At 58.2% G+C, this 14,666-nt stretch carries 17 protein-coding genes; 3 read left to right on the top strand and 14 right to left on the bottom strand.

Going from position 1 to position 14,666, the window contains the following annotated elements:
• Positions 1-12: 12 nt before the first annotated feature.
• The 9 genes from Q5H92_RS21215 to pdhA all read right to left on the bottom strand — a co-directional run bounded on the left by Q5H92_RS21215 (position 13) and on the right by pdhA (position 8,469).
• Positions 13-276: a hypothetical protein gene (locus tag Q5H92_RS21215; protein ID WP_305013565.1), complete on the bottom strand. Its 264-nt coding sequence runs from the start codon at positions 274-276 to the stop codon at positions 13-15.
• A 24-nt stretch (positions 277-300) separates the two neighbouring features.
• On the bottom strand, positions 301-861 hold the full coding sequence (lptC, locus tag Q5H92_RS21210) for an LPS export ABC transporter periplasmic protein LptC (RefSeq protein ID WP_305013564.1): 561 nt from the start codon (positions 859-861) through the stop codon (positions 301-303).
• Positions 862-884: 23 nt separating this feature from the next.
• The gene (bamG, locus tag Q5H92_RS21205; protein ID WP_305013563.1) at positions 885-2,222 is read right to left on the bottom strand and encodes a BamG family beta-barrel-assembly machinery protein; all 1,338 of its coding nucleotides are present in this window, start codon (positions 2,220-2,222) and stop codon (positions 885-887) included.
• Positions 2,209-2,949, bottom strand: a complete 741-nt coding sequence (locus tag Q5H92_RS21200; protein WP_305013562.1) for a type III pantothenate kinase — start codon at positions 2,947-2,949, stop codon at positions 2,209-2,211. Before Q5H92_RS21200 ends, bamG begins: the two co-directional genes overlap by 14 nt.
• 109 nt (positions 2,950-3,058) lie before the next feature.
• Positions 3,059-5,050: a pseudouridine synthase gene (locus tag Q5H92_RS21195; RefSeq protein ID WP_305013561.1), complete on the bottom strand. Its 1,992-nt coding sequence runs from the start codon at positions 5,048-5,050 to the stop codon at positions 3,059-3,061.
• Between the two features lie 156 nt (positions 5,051-5,206).
• Positions 5,207-5,590, bottom strand: coding sequence for a TraR/DksA family transcriptional regulator (locus Q5H92_RS21190; RefSeq protein ID WP_190926318.1), 384 nt, complete (start codon positions 5,588-5,590; stop codon positions 5,207-5,209).
• A 184-nt stretch (positions 5,591-5,774) separates the two neighbouring features.
• The gene (gene ribH, locus Q5H92_RS21185) at positions 5,775-6,251 is read right to left on the bottom strand and encodes a 6,7-dimethyl-8-ribityllumazine synthase (RefSeq protein ID WP_305013560.1); all 477 of its coding nucleotides are present in this window, start codon (positions 6,249-6,251) and stop codon (positions 5,775-5,777) included.
• 156 nt (positions 6,252-6,407) lie between these two features.
• Complete coding sequence (locus Q5H92_RS21180; RefSeq protein WP_305013559.1) at positions 6,408-7,187, bottom strand: tetratricopeptide repeat protein; 780 nt, start codon at positions 7,185-7,187, stop codon at positions 6,408-6,410.
• Between the two features lie 115 nt (positions 7,188-7,302).
• Entirely contained in the window at positions 7,303-8,469 is a 1,167-nt protein-coding gene (gene pdhA / locus Q5H92_RS21175) for a pyruvate dehydrogenase (acetyl-transferring) E1 component subunit alpha (protein WP_305013558.1), read from the bottom strand.
• Positions 8,470-8,543: 74 nt separating this feature from the next.
• Here pdhA and recF point away from each other — a divergent pair, with 74 nt between their 5' ends.
• Both recF and Q5H92_RS21165 read left to right on the top strand, forming a co-directional pair.
• Positions 8,544-9,656 (top strand): DNA replication/repair protein RecF, encoded by a 1,113-nt coding sequence (gene recF, locus Q5H92_RS21170; RefSeq protein ID WP_305013557.1) that lies wholly within the window; start codon positions 8,544-8,546, stop codon positions 9,654-9,656.
• 72 nt (positions 9,657-9,728) lie between these two features.
• Entirely contained in the window at positions 9,729-10,037 is a 309-nt protein-coding gene (locus Q5H92_RS21165) for a DciA family protein (protein WP_305013556.1), read from the top strand.
• A 214-nt stretch (positions 10,038-10,251) separates the two neighbouring features.
• Here the strand turns inward: Q5H92_RS21165 and Q5H92_RS21160 are convergent, their stop codons facing one another.
• Together Q5H92_RS21160 and Q5H92_RS21155 are read right to left on the bottom strand one after the other, a co-directional pair.
• A complete protein-coding gene (locus Q5H92_RS21160; RefSeq protein ID WP_305013555.1) occupies positions 10,252-10,638 on the bottom strand; it encodes a helix-turn-helix domain-containing protein in 387 nt (128 codons plus the stop codon).
• Positions 10,639-10,896: 258 nt separating this feature from the next.
• A complete protein-coding gene (locus Q5H92_RS21155) occupies positions 10,897-11,748 on the bottom strand; it encodes a glycerophosphodiester phosphodiesterase family protein (RefSeq protein ID WP_305013554.1) in 852 nt (283 codons plus the stop codon).
• Between the two features lie 127 nt (positions 11,749-11,875).
• On the opposite strand from Q5H92_RS21155, the gene Q5H92_RS21150 reads away from it, so the two are divergent.
• Positions 11,876-12,529 carry a hypothetical protein gene (locus tag Q5H92_RS21150; RefSeq protein ID WP_305013553.1) on the top strand — a complete coding sequence of 218 codons (654 nt, stop codon included), beginning with the start codon at positions 11,876-11,878 and terminating at the stop codon, positions 12,527-12,529.
• A gap of 107 nt (positions 12,530-12,636) precedes the next feature.
• Here the strand turns inward: Q5H92_RS21150 and Q5H92_RS21145 are convergent, their stop codons facing one another.
• The 3 genes from Q5H92_RS21145 to Q5H92_RS21135 all read right to left on the bottom strand — a co-directional run bounded on the left by Q5H92_RS21145 (position 12,637) and on the right by Q5H92_RS21135 (position 14,639).
• The gene (locus tag Q5H92_RS21145; RefSeq protein WP_305013552.1) at positions 12,637-12,909 is read right to left on the bottom strand and encodes a PLD nuclease N-terminal domain-containing protein; all 273 of its coding nucleotides are present in this window, start codon (positions 12,907-12,909) and stop codon (positions 12,637-12,639) included.
• A 101-nt stretch (positions 12,910-13,010) separates the two neighbouring features.
• Complete coding sequence (locus Q5H92_RS21140) at positions 13,011-13,661, bottom strand: rhomboid family intramembrane serine protease (RefSeq protein ID WP_305013551.1); 651 nt, start codon at positions 13,659-13,661, stop codon at positions 13,011-13,013.
• A 6-nt stretch (positions 13,662-13,667) separates the two neighbouring features.
• Positions 13,668-14,639, bottom strand: coding sequence for a polyprenyl synthetase family protein (locus tag Q5H92_RS21135; RefSeq protein ID WP_305013550.1), 972 nt, complete (start codon positions 14,637-14,639; stop codon positions 13,668-13,670).
• Positions 14,640-14,666: the final 27 nt, after the last annotated feature.

Below are 14,666 nucleotides of genomic sequence, written 5' to 3'. Positions count from 1 at the left end.
TCCGGCAGGTTTTTAGCGACGTTTTTTGGTCGATTTGGCCGGTGTTTTGGCACGGGCCTGCTGGGCTAATTTGGCTTTTTGCTCGGCTACTTTGGCTTCGAGCCGCTCCTGCTGCCGCCAGTAGAGCAGCGGCATCCAGCACGTCATCGACACCATGAAAATCCAGTAGTTGCGGCCCAGGTCGTTGTAGTAAATCGTCTGGTAAATGCCGATGACCATGGCCACCACGCCCACGGCGAAAAGGACGGTGCGCAGCAGAGATTTGTCAAAAGTCATAAGGAAAGCCGCGGGGGCGGATGTCTACAAGCCCGTGCCCACCTTATCGATGATGCCGGTGGGGTGGTAGATGCGGTAAGGGTTCAGGTCCTGCTTGGCCCACAGGCCGTTGCCGGACAGGATTTCGGTGGGCGTTTCCATGCGCACGGCCATGGCCGAATCGGTGTAAATCACCTGTTTGGTTTTGTCGTAGAACAGCTCCTCGGTGTCCATGCGCTGCTCTTTGGGCAAGTTCACCACCTGCACCTTGCCGCGCATGATGTAGAGGTTCTTGCCCTTGTCCACCTTGCCGTAATTGGCCGTGAGGGTATTGATGACTGTTTTCTTGCCATCGGCCGAGTAGAACGTCACCACCATGCCTTTGGGGTAAATGACGTCGCCGTTTTCGAACTGCTGCTCGAGCGGGGCCGTGAGTTGAAATTTGAGCTTGGCCGAGTCGCTGATGAGGGTCAGCACGTTGGTGGTTTCCATCAGCGGGCCCGTGTACGGGGTTAGTGGGCCGCTGAGCTTCTGCTTGTCGCAGCCGGCCAACGCTACAGTGGCCGCCACGGCCAGGCTCCCTGCCAATTTTACGAGTACGTGCATTGGTATAGGGTTAGGAAAACCGATTATTGCAGGCGGCGCTTGATGAACCAACGGTTGTTGAGCGTGATGCCCAGCTGGCCGCGGATGTAGCTTTCCTGCACGTTGCTGGTGCCCAGGGTCGAGTTCAGCACGTCGGTGTTACCGCGCATGCCGTAGGTGAAGGCCAGGCTGATGGTGGTGGCGTCCAGCGCCGTAGCCGTGGGCAGCGGAAAGCCAAAGCCCCAGCTCACCGACCGGTCATAGAGGGTTTTGCCGCTCGGCTGGTAAGGCATTTGCGCCAAGTTGATGCCGCCGCGGTAGCTCACGCGCTGAAAATAATGCTCCACCGAGCCCGGGTCGGGTGTAAACTCGCCGCCCAGGCCGAAGCGCAGGGTGTTGGCCAGGGCCGGGCCCGTCGCGTTGATGCTGCGGAACTTCGACCACTGCTGCTGGGCCACGTCCAAGTTGAGGCTCCAGTTTTTGTCGTTGTCGAAGCTTACGCCTACCTGCGTCAGGGCCGGCACGTAGCTGCTGCCGCGCGTGTTGCTCAGGGTGGTAGCGGGAATGAGCTGTGCGCCCGAAGTGGCATCTTCCCGTTCCTGAGTGTTGGTTTGCTGGCCGTTGAGGTTATAGCCAAAGCTGTACACACCGCCTAAGTTCATGTTGAGCGCCTTGCCCAGCTTCTGGCGGTAGTGCGCCCCGGCCCGGAAGCCGAAGTCGGAATAGCGCACGTGCTGCCGCTCCACCGACCGCTCCAGCGCGGCCATACTGTTGTTGATGATGACCGTGGTACCGGTCGTTTCATCAACCGTCCCAAACACGTAAGAGGCTGTGAAGCCCAGCGTCAGCGCTTTGGTGATGCGGAAACCCTGACCCAGGTAAGCCTCCGAAATGGCGCCCGTGCCTTTGTACTGTTTCAGTACCGTGGCCGCCGAGGTACCGGTCACATCCTGCAGGATGTTCGATTCGTAATCGACCGTGCTGAGCGGCTTCAAGCCCACGGCAGCGCCCCACTTGGTGCTCAGCGGCACCGATAGCGCCAAGTAGCCCAGGTTGCCATTGCCGCTGCGGTTCGACGCCGTGGCATTCTTCACCGTTTTGTATTGGCCATTAAAGCCCGCCTCAAATGTGGTGCGGCCGGTGTAGTACAGCAGGGCCGGGTTCAACTCGTTCACATTGACGTTGTTGGGCGCAGCCAGACCTACGCCGCCCATGCCCATTTGGCGCACGCCGCCGGTGTTGGCGTTAAAATCGCCAAGGCCGATGCGCGAGTACGGCGAATTGCCGAGCCCCTGCGCCTGCGCGCCGGCCGCTCCGAGCACCATCATCCCTGCCAACGCCAGGCTTGCGCCCTTGCACCCCATCACTTTATTCTTCAACATGATAAGCTAAAATCCGATTTAGGCCGAGCAGCACCAGCTCAGGCACAACAAAGATACGAGCCGGGAGCCGGGCCGCCAGAAAAGCAGCATCGCCCCCGGTCAGCAGTACGCCCAGGCCGGGGTGCTGCGCCTGGTATTGGGCCAGCAGGCCCGTGATTTCGGCCACGGCCCCGTTCACTACCCCGCTCAGCAGACTCCCGGTAGTGGAGTCGCCCACCAGCGGAATCGTTGCATCGGGCGCGGGCAAATCCAGCAGCGGCAGCCGCCCCGTGAAGGTGTGCAACGCCCGCAGCCGCATCTGCAGCCCGGGCCCGATGCTGCCGCCGTGATAGGTGCCGTCGGCCGTCACAAGGTCGAACTTCAGCGCCGTGCCGGCATCGATGATGAGCGTGGGCTGCCCCGGCCGGAGGGCGGCGGCGCCCACAGCGGCGGCCAGCCGGTCGGCGCCCAGCGTGTGGGGCGTGGCGTAGGCATTGCGCAACGGCACCGGCGTGGTGCCCGGACTAAAACCCAGCACGCGGCCCGGCACCAGGTCCTGCAGCTCTTCCACGGCCAGCACCGCTGCCTCCGCCACCGAAGCCACGATGACGTGCTGCGGCTGCCAGCGCTGCACCAGCTCCCGCACGGCGGCCGGCGTAAGGCCAACGGCCATCTCACGCAAGGCCAGGCCATCGAAGCAGCCGGCCTTCACGGCCGTGTTGCCGATATCTAATACAAGGGTTCGCATGCTAGGAGTTAGCGAAAGCAAGCAAGGGGTCAACTCACAGTTATGACTTGGGCAACTCATAGTAATGAGTTGCCCAAGTCATAACTGTGAGTTGACCCCTTGATAAGCCTTACAGGAAGTACTTCATCCGAATGACCTCCTGCTCGCTCAGGAAGCGCCACTTACCGCGGGGCAGGTCCTTCTTGGTGAGGCCGGCGTACTGCACGCGGTCCAGCGCCACCACTTCGTAGCCGAGGTGCTCGAAAATGCGACGCACAATGCGGTTGCGGCCAATGTGGATTTCGATGCCCACAAAGTGCGCGTTGCCGGCCACTACGGCCACGTCATCCACCACGGCTTTGCCGTCTTCCAGCTCCAGGCCTTCCGAAATTTTGCGCAGGTCTTCCTCCGTAAGCGGCTGGCTGAGTTCGACCTGGTAGATTTTCTTGTTCTTGTGCGAGGGGTGCGAGAGCTTCTGGGCCACTTCGCCGTCGTTGGTGAAAAGCAGCAGGCCCGTGGTGTTGCGGTCGAGGCGGCCCACCGGGAAGATGCGCTCCTTCGAAGCGCCGGCCACCAAGTCCATCACCGTGCGGCGGCCTTCGGGGTCTTCGGTGGTGGTGATGAAGTCCTTGGGCTTGTTCAGCAGCACGTACACCGCCTTTTCGCGGTTGAGGTTGGTCTTGCCGTACTGCACCGTGTCCTCAGGCTGCACTTTGTAGCCCATTTCCGTCACCACCTCGCCGTTCACCCGGATTTCGCCGGCGGCAATCAGCGTATCGGCCTCCCGACGCGAGCAGATGCCCGCGTTAGCGATGTAGCGGTTCAGACGCGTTTCATCGGCACCGAAGTCTTCGAGCTCTTCACGGCGACGCTTGTTGCCGCGGGTTTTGTCCTGCTCGTAGTGCTTCAGGTTTTTGTAGTCGGGCGCTTCGCCAGGCTTCTCGCCATACTTGGGCTTGTCGGCGCGGTTTTCCTGAGTGGTGGGCCGGGCCGCACGCGGCTTGTCGGGCGTGGCGCCATAGCCAGTGCCCGAGCGGCGCACGCTGCGCTCGGCTGCTTTCAGGGCCTCGCGGCGCTCGGCAAAGCTGCCGGGCGCGGGCGTCCAGCGCTCGGTACTGCGCTTCTCGTAGCCGCCGGGGCGCTCACCGGTGCTGCGGCTACCGGGCGCACCATCGCGGCGACCAAAGGCGCCGGGCGTGAACTTCCGGCCAAACGCGGCCTGGTCGGCGCGGTAGTCGGCGTCGCCAGCGTTGGCGCGCTCGATGTTGGCATCGCGGCGGTCGTTGCGCTCCTCGCGGGGCTGGGGCGGCTCTGCCACAAACGGGCGGGCGGCGCGGATGGGCCGGTTCGGGCCCCGTTCCTCGCCGCGGTCGGCGTTACGGTCAAAGTTCTCGGGCTCGCGGGGCGTGCTGCGGCCAAAGCTGCCGCCGACGCGCGGGGCGCGGCTTTCGGCATCCTCATTGGGGTTTTGCTTCTGGAATTTGCGGTTGCGCTCGCCGGGCTGGCCGCGGGGCACGGCCTTCTCGCCGTCGCGGCGGTAGGGCTGGCCGCTCCAGTTTTCCTTGGGCTGATACTCGCGGATGGGGCGCGGTTCAGGCGCCGAACCACGGCGCTCGTCGCGGGCGCCGCCAAAGCTGCTGCGCTCGGGGCGCGGTTCGGCGGTGCGGCCGTAGCTGGTGCCGGTGCGCTGCTCCTTGCCCAGGCGGGGACGCTCATCGCGGCGCTCGAAGGGACGGTCATTGCCAAAGCTTTTGCCGCCACCGAAGCCGCTGCCGCCTTCGCGCTGGCCGCCGCCGTAGCTGCTGCCATACGGGCGCTTTTCGCCGCCCTCAAATTTCTTACCGCCGCCAAAGGCTCCGCCCGAAGGACGGCCAAAGGCGCCGTTGGTAGCGGGGCGCCCGAAGGCACCGTTGCTGGCCGGGCGGCCATTGCCGTAGGCCGGGCGCTCACCGCCGCGGCTGTTGCCGCCACGGTCACTGCCGTAGCTACCGCGCTCGGAGCCGCCGCGTTCGTTGCTGCGGCCGGCGCTGTTGCCGAAGCCGCCGGGACCGCCCGTGCTGGGGCGGCCGCCGCGACGGTCCGCCTTGTTGCTGTTATTATCGGAGAAATGTTTCTTGCCCATGGGGAGAAAAATTTGCGTGCCGTATCGCTACGGTACTGGTTAAAAAAAGGAGTCGGCACGAAGTAGCCGGCAGTCAGAAGCGGGTCAACGTCATCAACCCGAATAAAATTCTAACTGCCGGCTATGCCGTACCGACTTCCAAAAAAAGTTGGCTGGCTAGTCGCGCCGCGCCATTTTGGCTTCAATCGAGTGCTGGGTGTGGGGCACGGCCCGCAGGCGCTCCTTGGGGATGAGCTTGCCCGTGCCGATGCACACGCCATAGGTGCCGTTTTTGATGCGGACCTGGGCGTTTTCGAGCTGCTGAATGAACTTCATCTGGCGCGAGGCCAACTGGTTCATGCTTTCTTTCTCGGCCGTGTCGGCGCCGTCTTCCAGTACCTTGGCCGACGAGGCCGTGGTGTCGGTGCCGGAGTCGTTGCTGCGGTTCAGGGTTTCCTTGATGAACGACAACTCCTTGCGGGCCGCCGTCAGTTTTTCCTGAATAATCTGGTCGAACTCGTTCAAGTCCTCCCGGGAATAGCGAATGTTGTCGTCGTTCATCGAATGGGTAAAAAAGACTGCGAAGTATGTTAAGAAATTGCTACCCGTGGTGTAGCGGCAACGCTTCGGGAAGCTAAATGGTTTAGTAGCGCTTGAAAATGCCTACCCCCTTGGCTTAAAGCCGTTGCAGGCCTCATTTTGCGGGTGCAAAGTTACGCGGTTCGGGCCGCTTTTCCTTGCCTGGCTAAAACCCCAGCATTTGAATGGCCGCCACGGCAGCTTCCACGCCCTTATTGCCGTGCTTGCCGCCGGCTCGGTCCCAAGCCTGCTCCAGGGTGTTGGTCGTGACAAGCCCAAAAATGACCGGCTTGTTGAACTTCAACGCCACGTTGGTAACGCCCTGCGCCACGGCGTGGCAGATGTAGTCGTCGTGCTTGGTTTCACCCTGAATCACCACACCTAGGCAAATCACTGCATCTATCTCCTCGTGCTGCGCCAGAAACTGGGCTCCTAGCGTCAGCTCGAAGCTGCCGGGCACGGCGTTGCGGAAGATGTTGTCGGCCTTAGCACCGTGCTTGAGCAGTGTTTCGTACGCTCCGGCGCTCAGGATGTCGGTTATCTCGCGGTTCCAGTCGGCTACCACCAGCCCAAACCGCTTTTCGCTGATGTCAATAAAAGTTGAAGCGTCGTAGTCGCTCAGGTTTTGCAAAGCAGTTGCCATGTCGTGTCGTTGGTCTGAATAGTAAGTTGGTCAGCGCCGCCCATGCTTGAAAAGACCGGCTGCCGCAAAGGTTTGGTACCACGCAATAAAAAAATTGCGCCTCCTCAACTTAGAGGAAGCGCAATTTGATGCTTGTCATTCGGGCGCAGCAGAAGCTTATTTGTCCAGCTTGGCTTTATACTGGCGGGCTTCGGCTACTTCCTGGGCCGTGGGATACTCGGTGATGATGCGGTCGTAGGCTTTCACGGCACCGTCGTTGTCACCGGCAATTTCGCGGGCCGTGCCTTCTTTCAGCAGGTAGCCGGGCGAGAAGTACTCGTTGGCGTTGTGGTCGGCGGCTTTGGCGTAGAGGTCGGCGGCTTCTTTGGGCTTGTTGAGCTCCAGCTGGGCGTCGCCCATCAGCGCGTAGGCCCGGCTCTGCACCAGGTAGTCGTCGGAGCTGAAATCTTCGAGGTAGTCGAGGGCTTCCTTGAACTTACCCTGCTTCAGCGAAGCCACACCGGCGTAGAAGTTGGCCAGGTTGCCGGCTTTGGTGCTACCGTACTCGTTGGCCACGGTCACCAGGCCGGGCGCTTTGCCATCGCCTTTCACGGCTTGGTTCAGCGAGTCAGACTCCCAGTTGCTCACCGCGCGGAACATCATGGCCTGGGCCTTTTCGTCCTGCTGGTTGCGCCAGGTGTAGTAGCCGAAGCCGCCCACCACCGCCAACACCACCACCGCCAGAATGGTCAGTAGCACGTTGCGGTTGTTGCGCACGAAATCTTCCGACTCGGCCAAACGGGCCGCCAGGGCGTCCGGGTCTTCCAGCAGCGGATTTTCGGGGGCGAGGTTCTCGGCCGGGGCCAGCGGGTCGACCGGCACGTTCTGGGTTACTTGCTGCCCCTGGCGGTTCTGCTGGGCCTGCTGGCTTTTACCAGTGTAAGGAATCTTCGACATATAAGAGAAGCTGCTAGCTATTTGCTCTCAGCTGCTAGCCTTTTATTTAAAATCAGAATGGTCGGAATCCGTCAAAGTTAACAGCTAATTATCAGTAGCCGACAGATTTGTCCGTTTAGTCGTGAATGTAAGGATAGTCGGCCTGCACGTACACGTCCTTGTAAAGCTCATCCGGCGTGGGGAAGGGCGAGGTTTCGGCGAAATCAACCGACTCCTGCACCTGGCCTTTGATTTTCTCGTCGATAGCTTCGAGGTCAGCTTCCGTGGCCATATTCTGGCTCAGGATGGTGTGACGCACGCCCTCAATGGCGTCGCGGTGGCGGTAGTCTTCCAGCTCTTCCTTGGTGCGGTACTTGGCCGGGTCGCTCATCGAGTGGCCCTTGTAGCGGTAGGTCTTGAACTCGAGCAGCGTGGGGCCTTCGCCGGCGCGGGCGCGCTCAGCGGCGCGGGCCACGGCCTCGTGCACGTCTTCCACGCGCATGCCGTTCACCGGCTCGGAGGGCATGTCGTAGCTCAGGCCAATTTTGTAGAGGTCGGTGACGTTCGAGGTGCGCTGCACCGACGTGCCCATGGCGTAGCCGTTGTTCTCAATGACGAAGATGACCGGCAGCTTCCACAGCATAGCCATGTTGAAGGCTTCGTGCAGGGCGCCCTGGCGCACGGCGCCGTCGCCCATGTAGCAAATGCAGAGCTTGCCCGTCTTGTTATATTTCTCGGCGAAGGCAATGCCCGCGCCCATTGGCACCTGGCCGCCCACGATGCCGTGGCCGCCCATGAAACCCACTTCCTTGTCGAACATGTGCATCGAGCCGCCTTTGCCTTTCGAGCAACCGGTGGCTTTGGCAAACAGCTCGGCCATCACGGCATTGGGCGAGGTGCCCAGCGCCAGCGGGTGGGCGTGGTCGCGGTAAGCGGTGATGTATTTATCACCCTTCTCCAGCGCCGACACCGCGCCCGCTACGCAGGCCTCCTGGCCGATGTAGAGGTGGCAGAAGCCCTTGATTTTTTGCTGGCCGTAGAGCTGGCCGGCCTTGTCCTCAAACTTGCGCATGAGCTGCATCTGCTCGTACCACTGCAGGTAGGTTTCCTTCGGGAAGTTGGTCCCGGCTTTCGCCTGCTTGGAAAGGTCCGTGCCCGACGCGGCCAGGGCGGGCGCGTCGGTGCCCGGCATCACCGGGTCGGGCTGTTTCTTGGTGGCAGCGGCTTTGCTGTTGCCTTTGGCTGCTGCGCCATTGGTCGCCGTCGTTTTTTTAGAAGCCGCTTTTACTTTCGTATCCGCCATAGCACGTTTGAGGAAAAGAATATTTCGCGTTGGGAGGGCGAAATTACGTAAAAGAGCTGGCAATACCGAACCCTATGACCCTTGACTCCCTGCAGCTGCTCTTTTTTAAAAATTACGACGATGCCGCCCTGCGTCTCAGCCCCGGCCTCAATTGCTTCATTGGCGACAATGGCAGCGGGAAAACCAATCTGCTGGACGCCATTCACTATTTGTCGCTGACTAAGAGCGCCATAACATCATCCGATACCCTTTGCGTTAAGCAAGGCGCTGATTTCTTTGTAGTTAAGGGTGTTTTTTCATCAGAATTACCAACCAGTCCCGAAACCATTCAAGTAAGCCTGCGCCAGGGCCAGAAAAAGACACTCACGCACAACAAGCAGGCCTATGAGCGCATGGCTGACCACATTGGTCGCTACCCCGCCGTCCTGATTTCGCCCTACGACACTGACCTCATTCGCCAAGGCAGCGAGGAGCGCCGCAAGTATTTCGACAGTTTCATGTCGCAACTAGACCATGAGTTTCTGGAAATTCTCATTTCCTACAATGCCTTGTTGCGCCAGCGCAATGCCGTGCTGAAGCAAGGCGACCGTCCCTCCCATGGATTCGACCGCGACTACTTGCTGGCCCTTGATGAACAGCTAGCTCCTCTGGGCCAGCAGCTCACTCAGCTACGCGAAGCTTTCCTGGCCGAGTACGTACCCATCTTCCAACGGCACTATCAGCAGTTGGCTGATGGACGGGAATTTGTTACGCTCACCTACAAGAGCCAATTGCTCGGCACCGACTTTGCGCAACTGCTTCGACAAAACGAGCGGCGCGATTTTGCTTTGCAACGCAGTACCACCGGCTCGCACCGCGACGATTTTATCTTTCTGATGGAAGACATGCCAGTAAAGAGCCACGCTTCCCAGGGCCAGCAGAAGTCGTTTGCTATTGCGCTCAAGTTGGCGCAGTTTGAGATGCTGGCTGCCAAGCAGCAGCACAAGCCGTTGCTGCTGCTTGACGACATCTTCGACCGTCTCGACGACAAGCGCATTGCCCGCCTGCTTGAACTTGTGGCCGACGAAATCTTCGGCCAGGTTTTTCTCACCGACACCAATCTGGAGCGTACCGACCAGGCGCTTGCCCGGGTTGCTATTCCTATCATTCGTTTCCGGGTCCAAAACGGTACCGTTGCGCCAGTCTAGTTTACCGACGGTACCTTTGTGGCTTTCCGAAGGCATGCAAAATAGTGCCTTCGGCTTGCCCCATCCGACCCAGTGAAAAAGCCTTCTTCCCCTTCTCGTTCCGGTGACATTTCTCTTAAGGAAGGACTCGAAGCGTTAGTGAAAGCCTACCGCTTGCAGGGCAAGCTCAATGAGGTAACAGTCGTGTCGAGTTGGGAGCGGGTGATGGGGAAAGCAGTCGCTCTAAAAACCAAAGAGGTTTATGTTAATCAAGGTCGGCTTTTTGTTCGACTTACCTCTGCCCCACTCAAACACGAACTCCTCATGGCAAAGACTCGGGTGGCGGAGCTTATCAATGCCGAGGTTGGCGAAACGGTTATTAAAGAGGTTATCTTCCTTTAATAGCTTATCTGTTTCAGGCCGGCTCTTTACGCTTCCTGTTATTAGCGGTATTCTACTCAAGCCATTCCTTAGAACTAGGCAGTCACGAATGTCTTTGTGTTGGCTGGCCTCAATCTTGATTGTGTGTCAATGTTCAGCGCCTAGTGCTCATTTTGTATCCTATTCATCGCTGGGTAAATAAACGGACAAAAATGTTTCACGTGGAACATTTTTGTCACTTCGGCCCATACACTTTCAGCAAAAGCTCGTTGTAGGCCTCCAATAAGGCTATGTACTTTGATTGGAGTAATAAAAGCTGTTTGGAAGGGTCAGTATCAATTGATTGCGGTTGTGTTACACGAGATGTAACGACACTTGTAACAATAGGTTTTTGTGCAGATGTTACAAATGGCAAAGCTGATTGTTGAACAGATGTAAAGTCATTTGAAAAGTCGTGATTTATAATATCACCAATTCGCTTTACGAAGTTGTAATCAACTGTCTCTTCTTTGAATTTACGATAGATAGTAGGACGTGTAATGCCCATCTCATCGACAATACGCGTGATTGAAATACCACTGTTTTTGATGGCTTCTTGCAGGATTTCGCCTTGGTGTGGCATATTTAGGTAGTTGCGTAACGCTTGTGCAAATATGTAATATGTATTCGAATTAAACAAACTTGTTCGAACAATAAGATTACATTGTAACTGTACATAAAATGAAATTATGATACATTTAACGCACTGTAACAGTAATTACACTATACAAGCAAAGCGTTACACAACATGTTATGTTGTAACATTGTTTACAAATGCATGTTTTGGCGTACACGGGCTGACAGTTCGTATAATCCCTTAGATGTGTAGGAGGAGCGCCTTTTATACTGTTGTAGCGGCAAACAGATGGATTCCGCGGTCAGGATAGTCTGTGGTTATTCCATCAACTCGGAGTTCGAACATCAAGTGCATGTCGGCAACCTCGTTCACTGTCCATGGCACAAGGCGAAGGCCGGGGAAATCCTTGCGTAACATCTGAACAGCTTCTGCTGTGACAGTGGTGAAATCCGGACCGAAGGTGGTAGGCAAGAAACCAAGCTCGTTAAGACTAGTAGACCAGGGGCGCTGGTCTTCGACAAGGAGGCAGGTTGCTAAGTTTGGGTGTTGTTGGTGAGCCAGCCGAAGAATTCGTGGGTCGAAACAAAGTAGGGTGGTCCGGGAAACTACCCCGGCGGCGGTGAGCTCGGCCAGCACAAGCGACAGAAAAATATCGGGAGATGGATGGAAGATATTGTCGCCGTCGGGGCTGCTTTTTATCTCGATAGAATAGCCAACGGGTGAACGGGGCAACCGCACCGCAGCAGCTTCGATGAAGCTGAGGACCTCCCGTAACAAGGGCTTGTAGCAAGGCTGCGATACCTGTGTAGGGAAGCCGGGATGGACCCGGGAGCCGCAATCGAATTGGCGAATGAAAGCGTAATCGAGTTCGAAAAGATTGTGCAGCCGGGCGCTACCGGATGCAATGGGATGGCCAGCGGGGTCGAGGCAAATGAGCGGATTGAACCAAGGCTCGTGGGAAACCACTACTTGGTGGTCGGCCGAGATAACGACATCCATTTCAATGACGTCAACGCCGAGTTGAAGGGCATGTAGGAACGCGGGCAGTGTGTTCTCGGGACGAAGGCCACGACAACCACGGTGACCGTGTATTTCGGATGTTTGGGGCGCAGGCATGGGTACGATGATGGAGGGAAGTGAAGTGTCGTATGGGTTAAGCGCGAGGTAAAGCCCACAGTAAAGAATGAGGAATGGATGCTGATGGATACGTTACTCGTCGCAAAGCCGTGAAATGCGGGTATTTTTGCAGCTCATCATTCACAGCGAAGCTTACATGAAAAGACTGTTAATTCTCGTATTGCTATTAGCCTTGGTAGGGGGAGGATATTATTACTTCCAAAGCTTAAAGAATGGCCCCAAGGGCGCGCTGGTTTCGGCAGCGGCGGCGGTGCAAAGCCATGACATGGCGGCTTTCGAAAAGTATGTGGATGTGAGCAGCGTGACCAGCCATCTGGTGGATGACGTAGCACAGCAAGGCTCGGCGTTGACGTCGCTGCTTCCTGGTGGCAGTTTAATGATGGGCGGCGCCCTGCGTATGCTGAAGCCGGCGCTGGCCAAGGCAGCCCATCAGGAGGTGCAGCGCTACGTCGAAACGGGTTCGCTGGAAGCGGCGGCGGCGGCGGCGCCGAAGCGTTTGGTGAACATCTCGCTGACGGGACTGGCGGGACGAGTGGTGAGCCCGGAAAGTGAATTTAAAGGTATCAAGTACACCCGCGAGGAGGGCGACAACGCCTTCGTGGGGCTTGAGGTGACCCAGCCTAAGTATGACACCACGATGGTGGTAGAAGTGAAGATGCGCCGCCAGGGCGACCATTGGCAAATGACGCAGATTACGAACAGCGGCGAGTTGCTGCGGGGCGTGGCACGGCTGGAAAAAAAGCGGCTGCTTAACCAGTAAATAACTTCGTGGCATTAGCACCAATCACTGGCGAAACCGCAATACTCAAATAAAAAAGCCCCGGCCAGATGGTCGGGGCTTTTTTATTTAAATGAAATCGAAAACGGCTACGATTTACGCCCCGAAAACAGGAAGTAGATGATTGAGCCGAGTATGGGGGCAACCCAAATAATAACCCCCCAGATAAGTTTTTTGCCTAAATCCCAGTCCTGCTTCAACAGGCTGATGACGGCCGCGATGGCAAGAATGAGGTAGATGACACCGGCAATGGAGAGGCTGCCGTTGTCGTTGTAGCGACTGCAGGAAGTGGCCAGCAACATCAGGGGAAGCAACATTGCCGTGAGAGGCAGGCGGGAAGCGAAGTGGCGAAGGGTGTTCATTGTGAAAGAAGGGAAAGTGAAAGAATGTACTTGCCCATCATTACGGAATGCTCTTCAAATAGATATAAAAAGTCAGATTTTTAAATACAATTTGTTGATAATCAGAATTTTGACTTAATAAACAGGCTAATTTGTTCGATGAAGGCGGGTCCGGCAGCCGGCATCAGGACAAGGAGCAGCACGACGCCGTAGAGCGCACCGTAGAAGTGAGCGTCGTGGTTCACGTTGTCGGCCCGGCGGCGGGCCATGTAGTAGGAATAGACGAGGTAGAGGAAGCCAAACAGGAACGGCTGAATAGGAAAGGGAATGGGGAAGATGATGATGCCACCGCCATTGGTGTTGACCGGGAATAGCAGGATGCTAGCAAACAAGACCGATGCCACGCCTCCCGAGGCCCCAAGGCTGCGGTAACCCCGGTCGTCGCGGTGCTGGAAGTAGGAGGGCAAATCGGAGAGGATAATACCGCCGAGGTAGAGCACCAGAAACAGGCCTATACCGGGCAGTTGGCCATAACCTTCGACCAACGCCTCGAGCACCACCGGGCCGAAGGAGTAGAAGGCAAACATGTTGAACAGAAGGTGTGCCCAGTCAGCGTGCAGGAAGCCAGAGGTGAGCAGGCGGTACCATTGGCCTGATGAACGGGCCATCAGGTAGGGCTGCATTATCCAGGAATCCATCAGCTCTTGTTTCGACCAAGCATAGATGGAAATGACGACCGTGAGACCAATGAGAATATAGATGGGATTGAGCACAGGCGGTTAGTTTTCGCGGTCCATGAGCTGGAGCGCGAGGCGATGAAGGGGTTCTTTGCGGGCTGCGGGCACCGCTACGCGCTCCAGGTGCTGGAGGGCATCCTGGAAGTAGGAGTTGATGAGAGCTTCCGTCTGGGGGCGGATTTCGAGCTCGTCGTAGATGGCACGCACGGCGGCTACTTTGGCTTCGGCATCGGCGACGGGTTGGCCGATGTGCTGGGCTAGGGTGGCTTTCTGGGCGGGGCTGGCCTGAGCCTGGGCGGAGAGCAGGAGGAAGGTTTTCTTGTCGGAAATGATGTCGCCGCCCACGCGCTTGCCGAAGGTGGCGGCGTCGCCGTAGACGTCGAGCAGGTCGTCGCGCAGCTGGAAGGCCAGGCCGATATCGGTACCGAACTGGCGGAGGTGCTCGGAGTCCTCTTCCGAAGCGCCGGCCAGGCGGGCGCCCAACTCCAGGCAGAAGCCGAGGAGGACGGCCGTTTTCAGGCGAATCATATCCAGATACTGGGCGATGCTGACCTGGGGCTCTGTTTCGAAATTCATGTCCCACTGCTGGCCTTCGCAGACCTCGGCGGCCGTCTGGCTGAAGCGGGCGAGGATGCGTGGGAGCAGCGCCGGCGGCACTTCCAGGAACAGCTCGTAGGCCCGCACCAGCATCACGTCGCCGGAGAGAATGGCGACGTTGGGGTTCCACTTTTCGTGCACGGTGGCCTGGCCGCGGCGCAGGGGGGCCTGGTCCATCAGGTCGTCGTGGAGAAGGGTGAAGTTATGGAAGACTTCGGTGGCCAGTGCGGGTTTGAGGATGCCGCTGAGGTCGTCGGTGAAGAGGTGGGCGCCGAGCAGCGTGAGCAGCGGGCGGATGCGCTTGCCACCGAGGCCCATGATGTAACGGATGGGGGCGTAGAGGGTGTCGGGGGCTTGGCCGTAATCGAGTTGGGCGAGGGCGGCGGTGATGTTAGCGGGGAAGTCGGCTGGGGTCATAGGTGGTGCAAAGAACGGCAGGCGCGG

The organism is Hymenobacter mellowenesis (assembly GCF_030581005.1).
Classification (GTDB): domain Bacteria; phylum Bacteroidota; class Bacteroidia; order Cytophagales; family Hymenobacteraceae; genus Hymenobacter; species Hymenobacter mellowenesis.
Note: the sequence above shows the minus strand (reverse complement) of the source record. Positions and strands in the feature narration are given on the sequence as shown.

Bases quoted from the DNA above. Each gene is read 5' to 3' on its own strand.
- pdhA (WP_305013558.1), bottom strand. From the start codon at position 8,469: ATGGCGGATACGAAAGTAAAAGCGGCTTCTAAAAAAACGACGGCGACC.
- bamG (WP_305013563.1), bottom strand. From the start codon at position 2,222: ATGTTGAAGAATAAAGTGATGGGGTGCAAGGGCGCAAGCCTGGCGTTG.
- Q5H92_RS21215 (WP_305013565.1), bottom strand. From the start codon at position 276: ATGACTTTTGACAAATCTCTGCTGCGCACCGTCCTTTTCGCCGTGGGC.
- Q5H92_RS21180 (WP_305013559.1), bottom strand. From the start codon at position 7,187: ATGTCGAAGATTCCTTACACTGGTAAAAGCCAGCAGGCCCAGCAGAAC.
- Q5H92_RS21190 (WP_190926318.1), bottom strand. From the start codon at position 5,590: ATGAACGACGACAACATTCGCTATTCCCGGGAGGACTTGAACGAGTTC.
- recF (WP_305013557.1), top strand. From the start codon at position 8,544: ATGACCCTTGACTCCCTGCAGCTGCTCTTTTTTAAAAATTACGACGAT.
- Q5H92_RS21200 (WP_305013562.1), bottom strand. From the start codon at position 2,949: ATGCGAACCCTTGTATTAGATATCGGCAACACGGCCGTGAAGGCCGGC.
- lptC (WP_305013564.1), bottom strand. From the start codon at position 861: ATGCACGTACTCGTAAAATTGGCAGGGAGCCTGGCCGTGGCGGCCACT.
- Q5H92_RS21160 (WP_305013555.1), bottom strand. From the start codon at position 10,638: ATGCCACACCAAGGCGAAATCCTGCAAGAAGCCATCAAAAACAGTGGT.
- ribH (WP_305013560.1), bottom strand. From the start codon at position 6,251: ATGGCAACTGCTTTGCAAAACCTGAGCGACTACGACGCTTCAACTTTT.
- Q5H92_RS21145 (WP_305013552.1), bottom strand. From the start codon at position 12,909: ATGAACACCCTTCGCCACTTCGCTTCCCGCCTGCCTCTCACGGCAATG.
- Q5H92_RS21155 (WP_305013554.1), bottom strand. From the start codon at position 11,748: ATGCCTGCGCCCCAAACATCCGAAATACACGGTCACCGTGGTTGTCGT.
- Q5H92_RS21195 (WP_305013561.1), bottom strand. From the start codon at position 5,050: ATGGGCAAGAAACATTTCTCCGATAATAACAGCAACAAGGCGGACCGT.
- Q5H92_RS21135 (WP_305013550.1), bottom strand. From the start codon at position 14,639: ATGACCCCAGCCGACTTCCCCGCTAACATCACCGCCGCCCTCGCCCAA.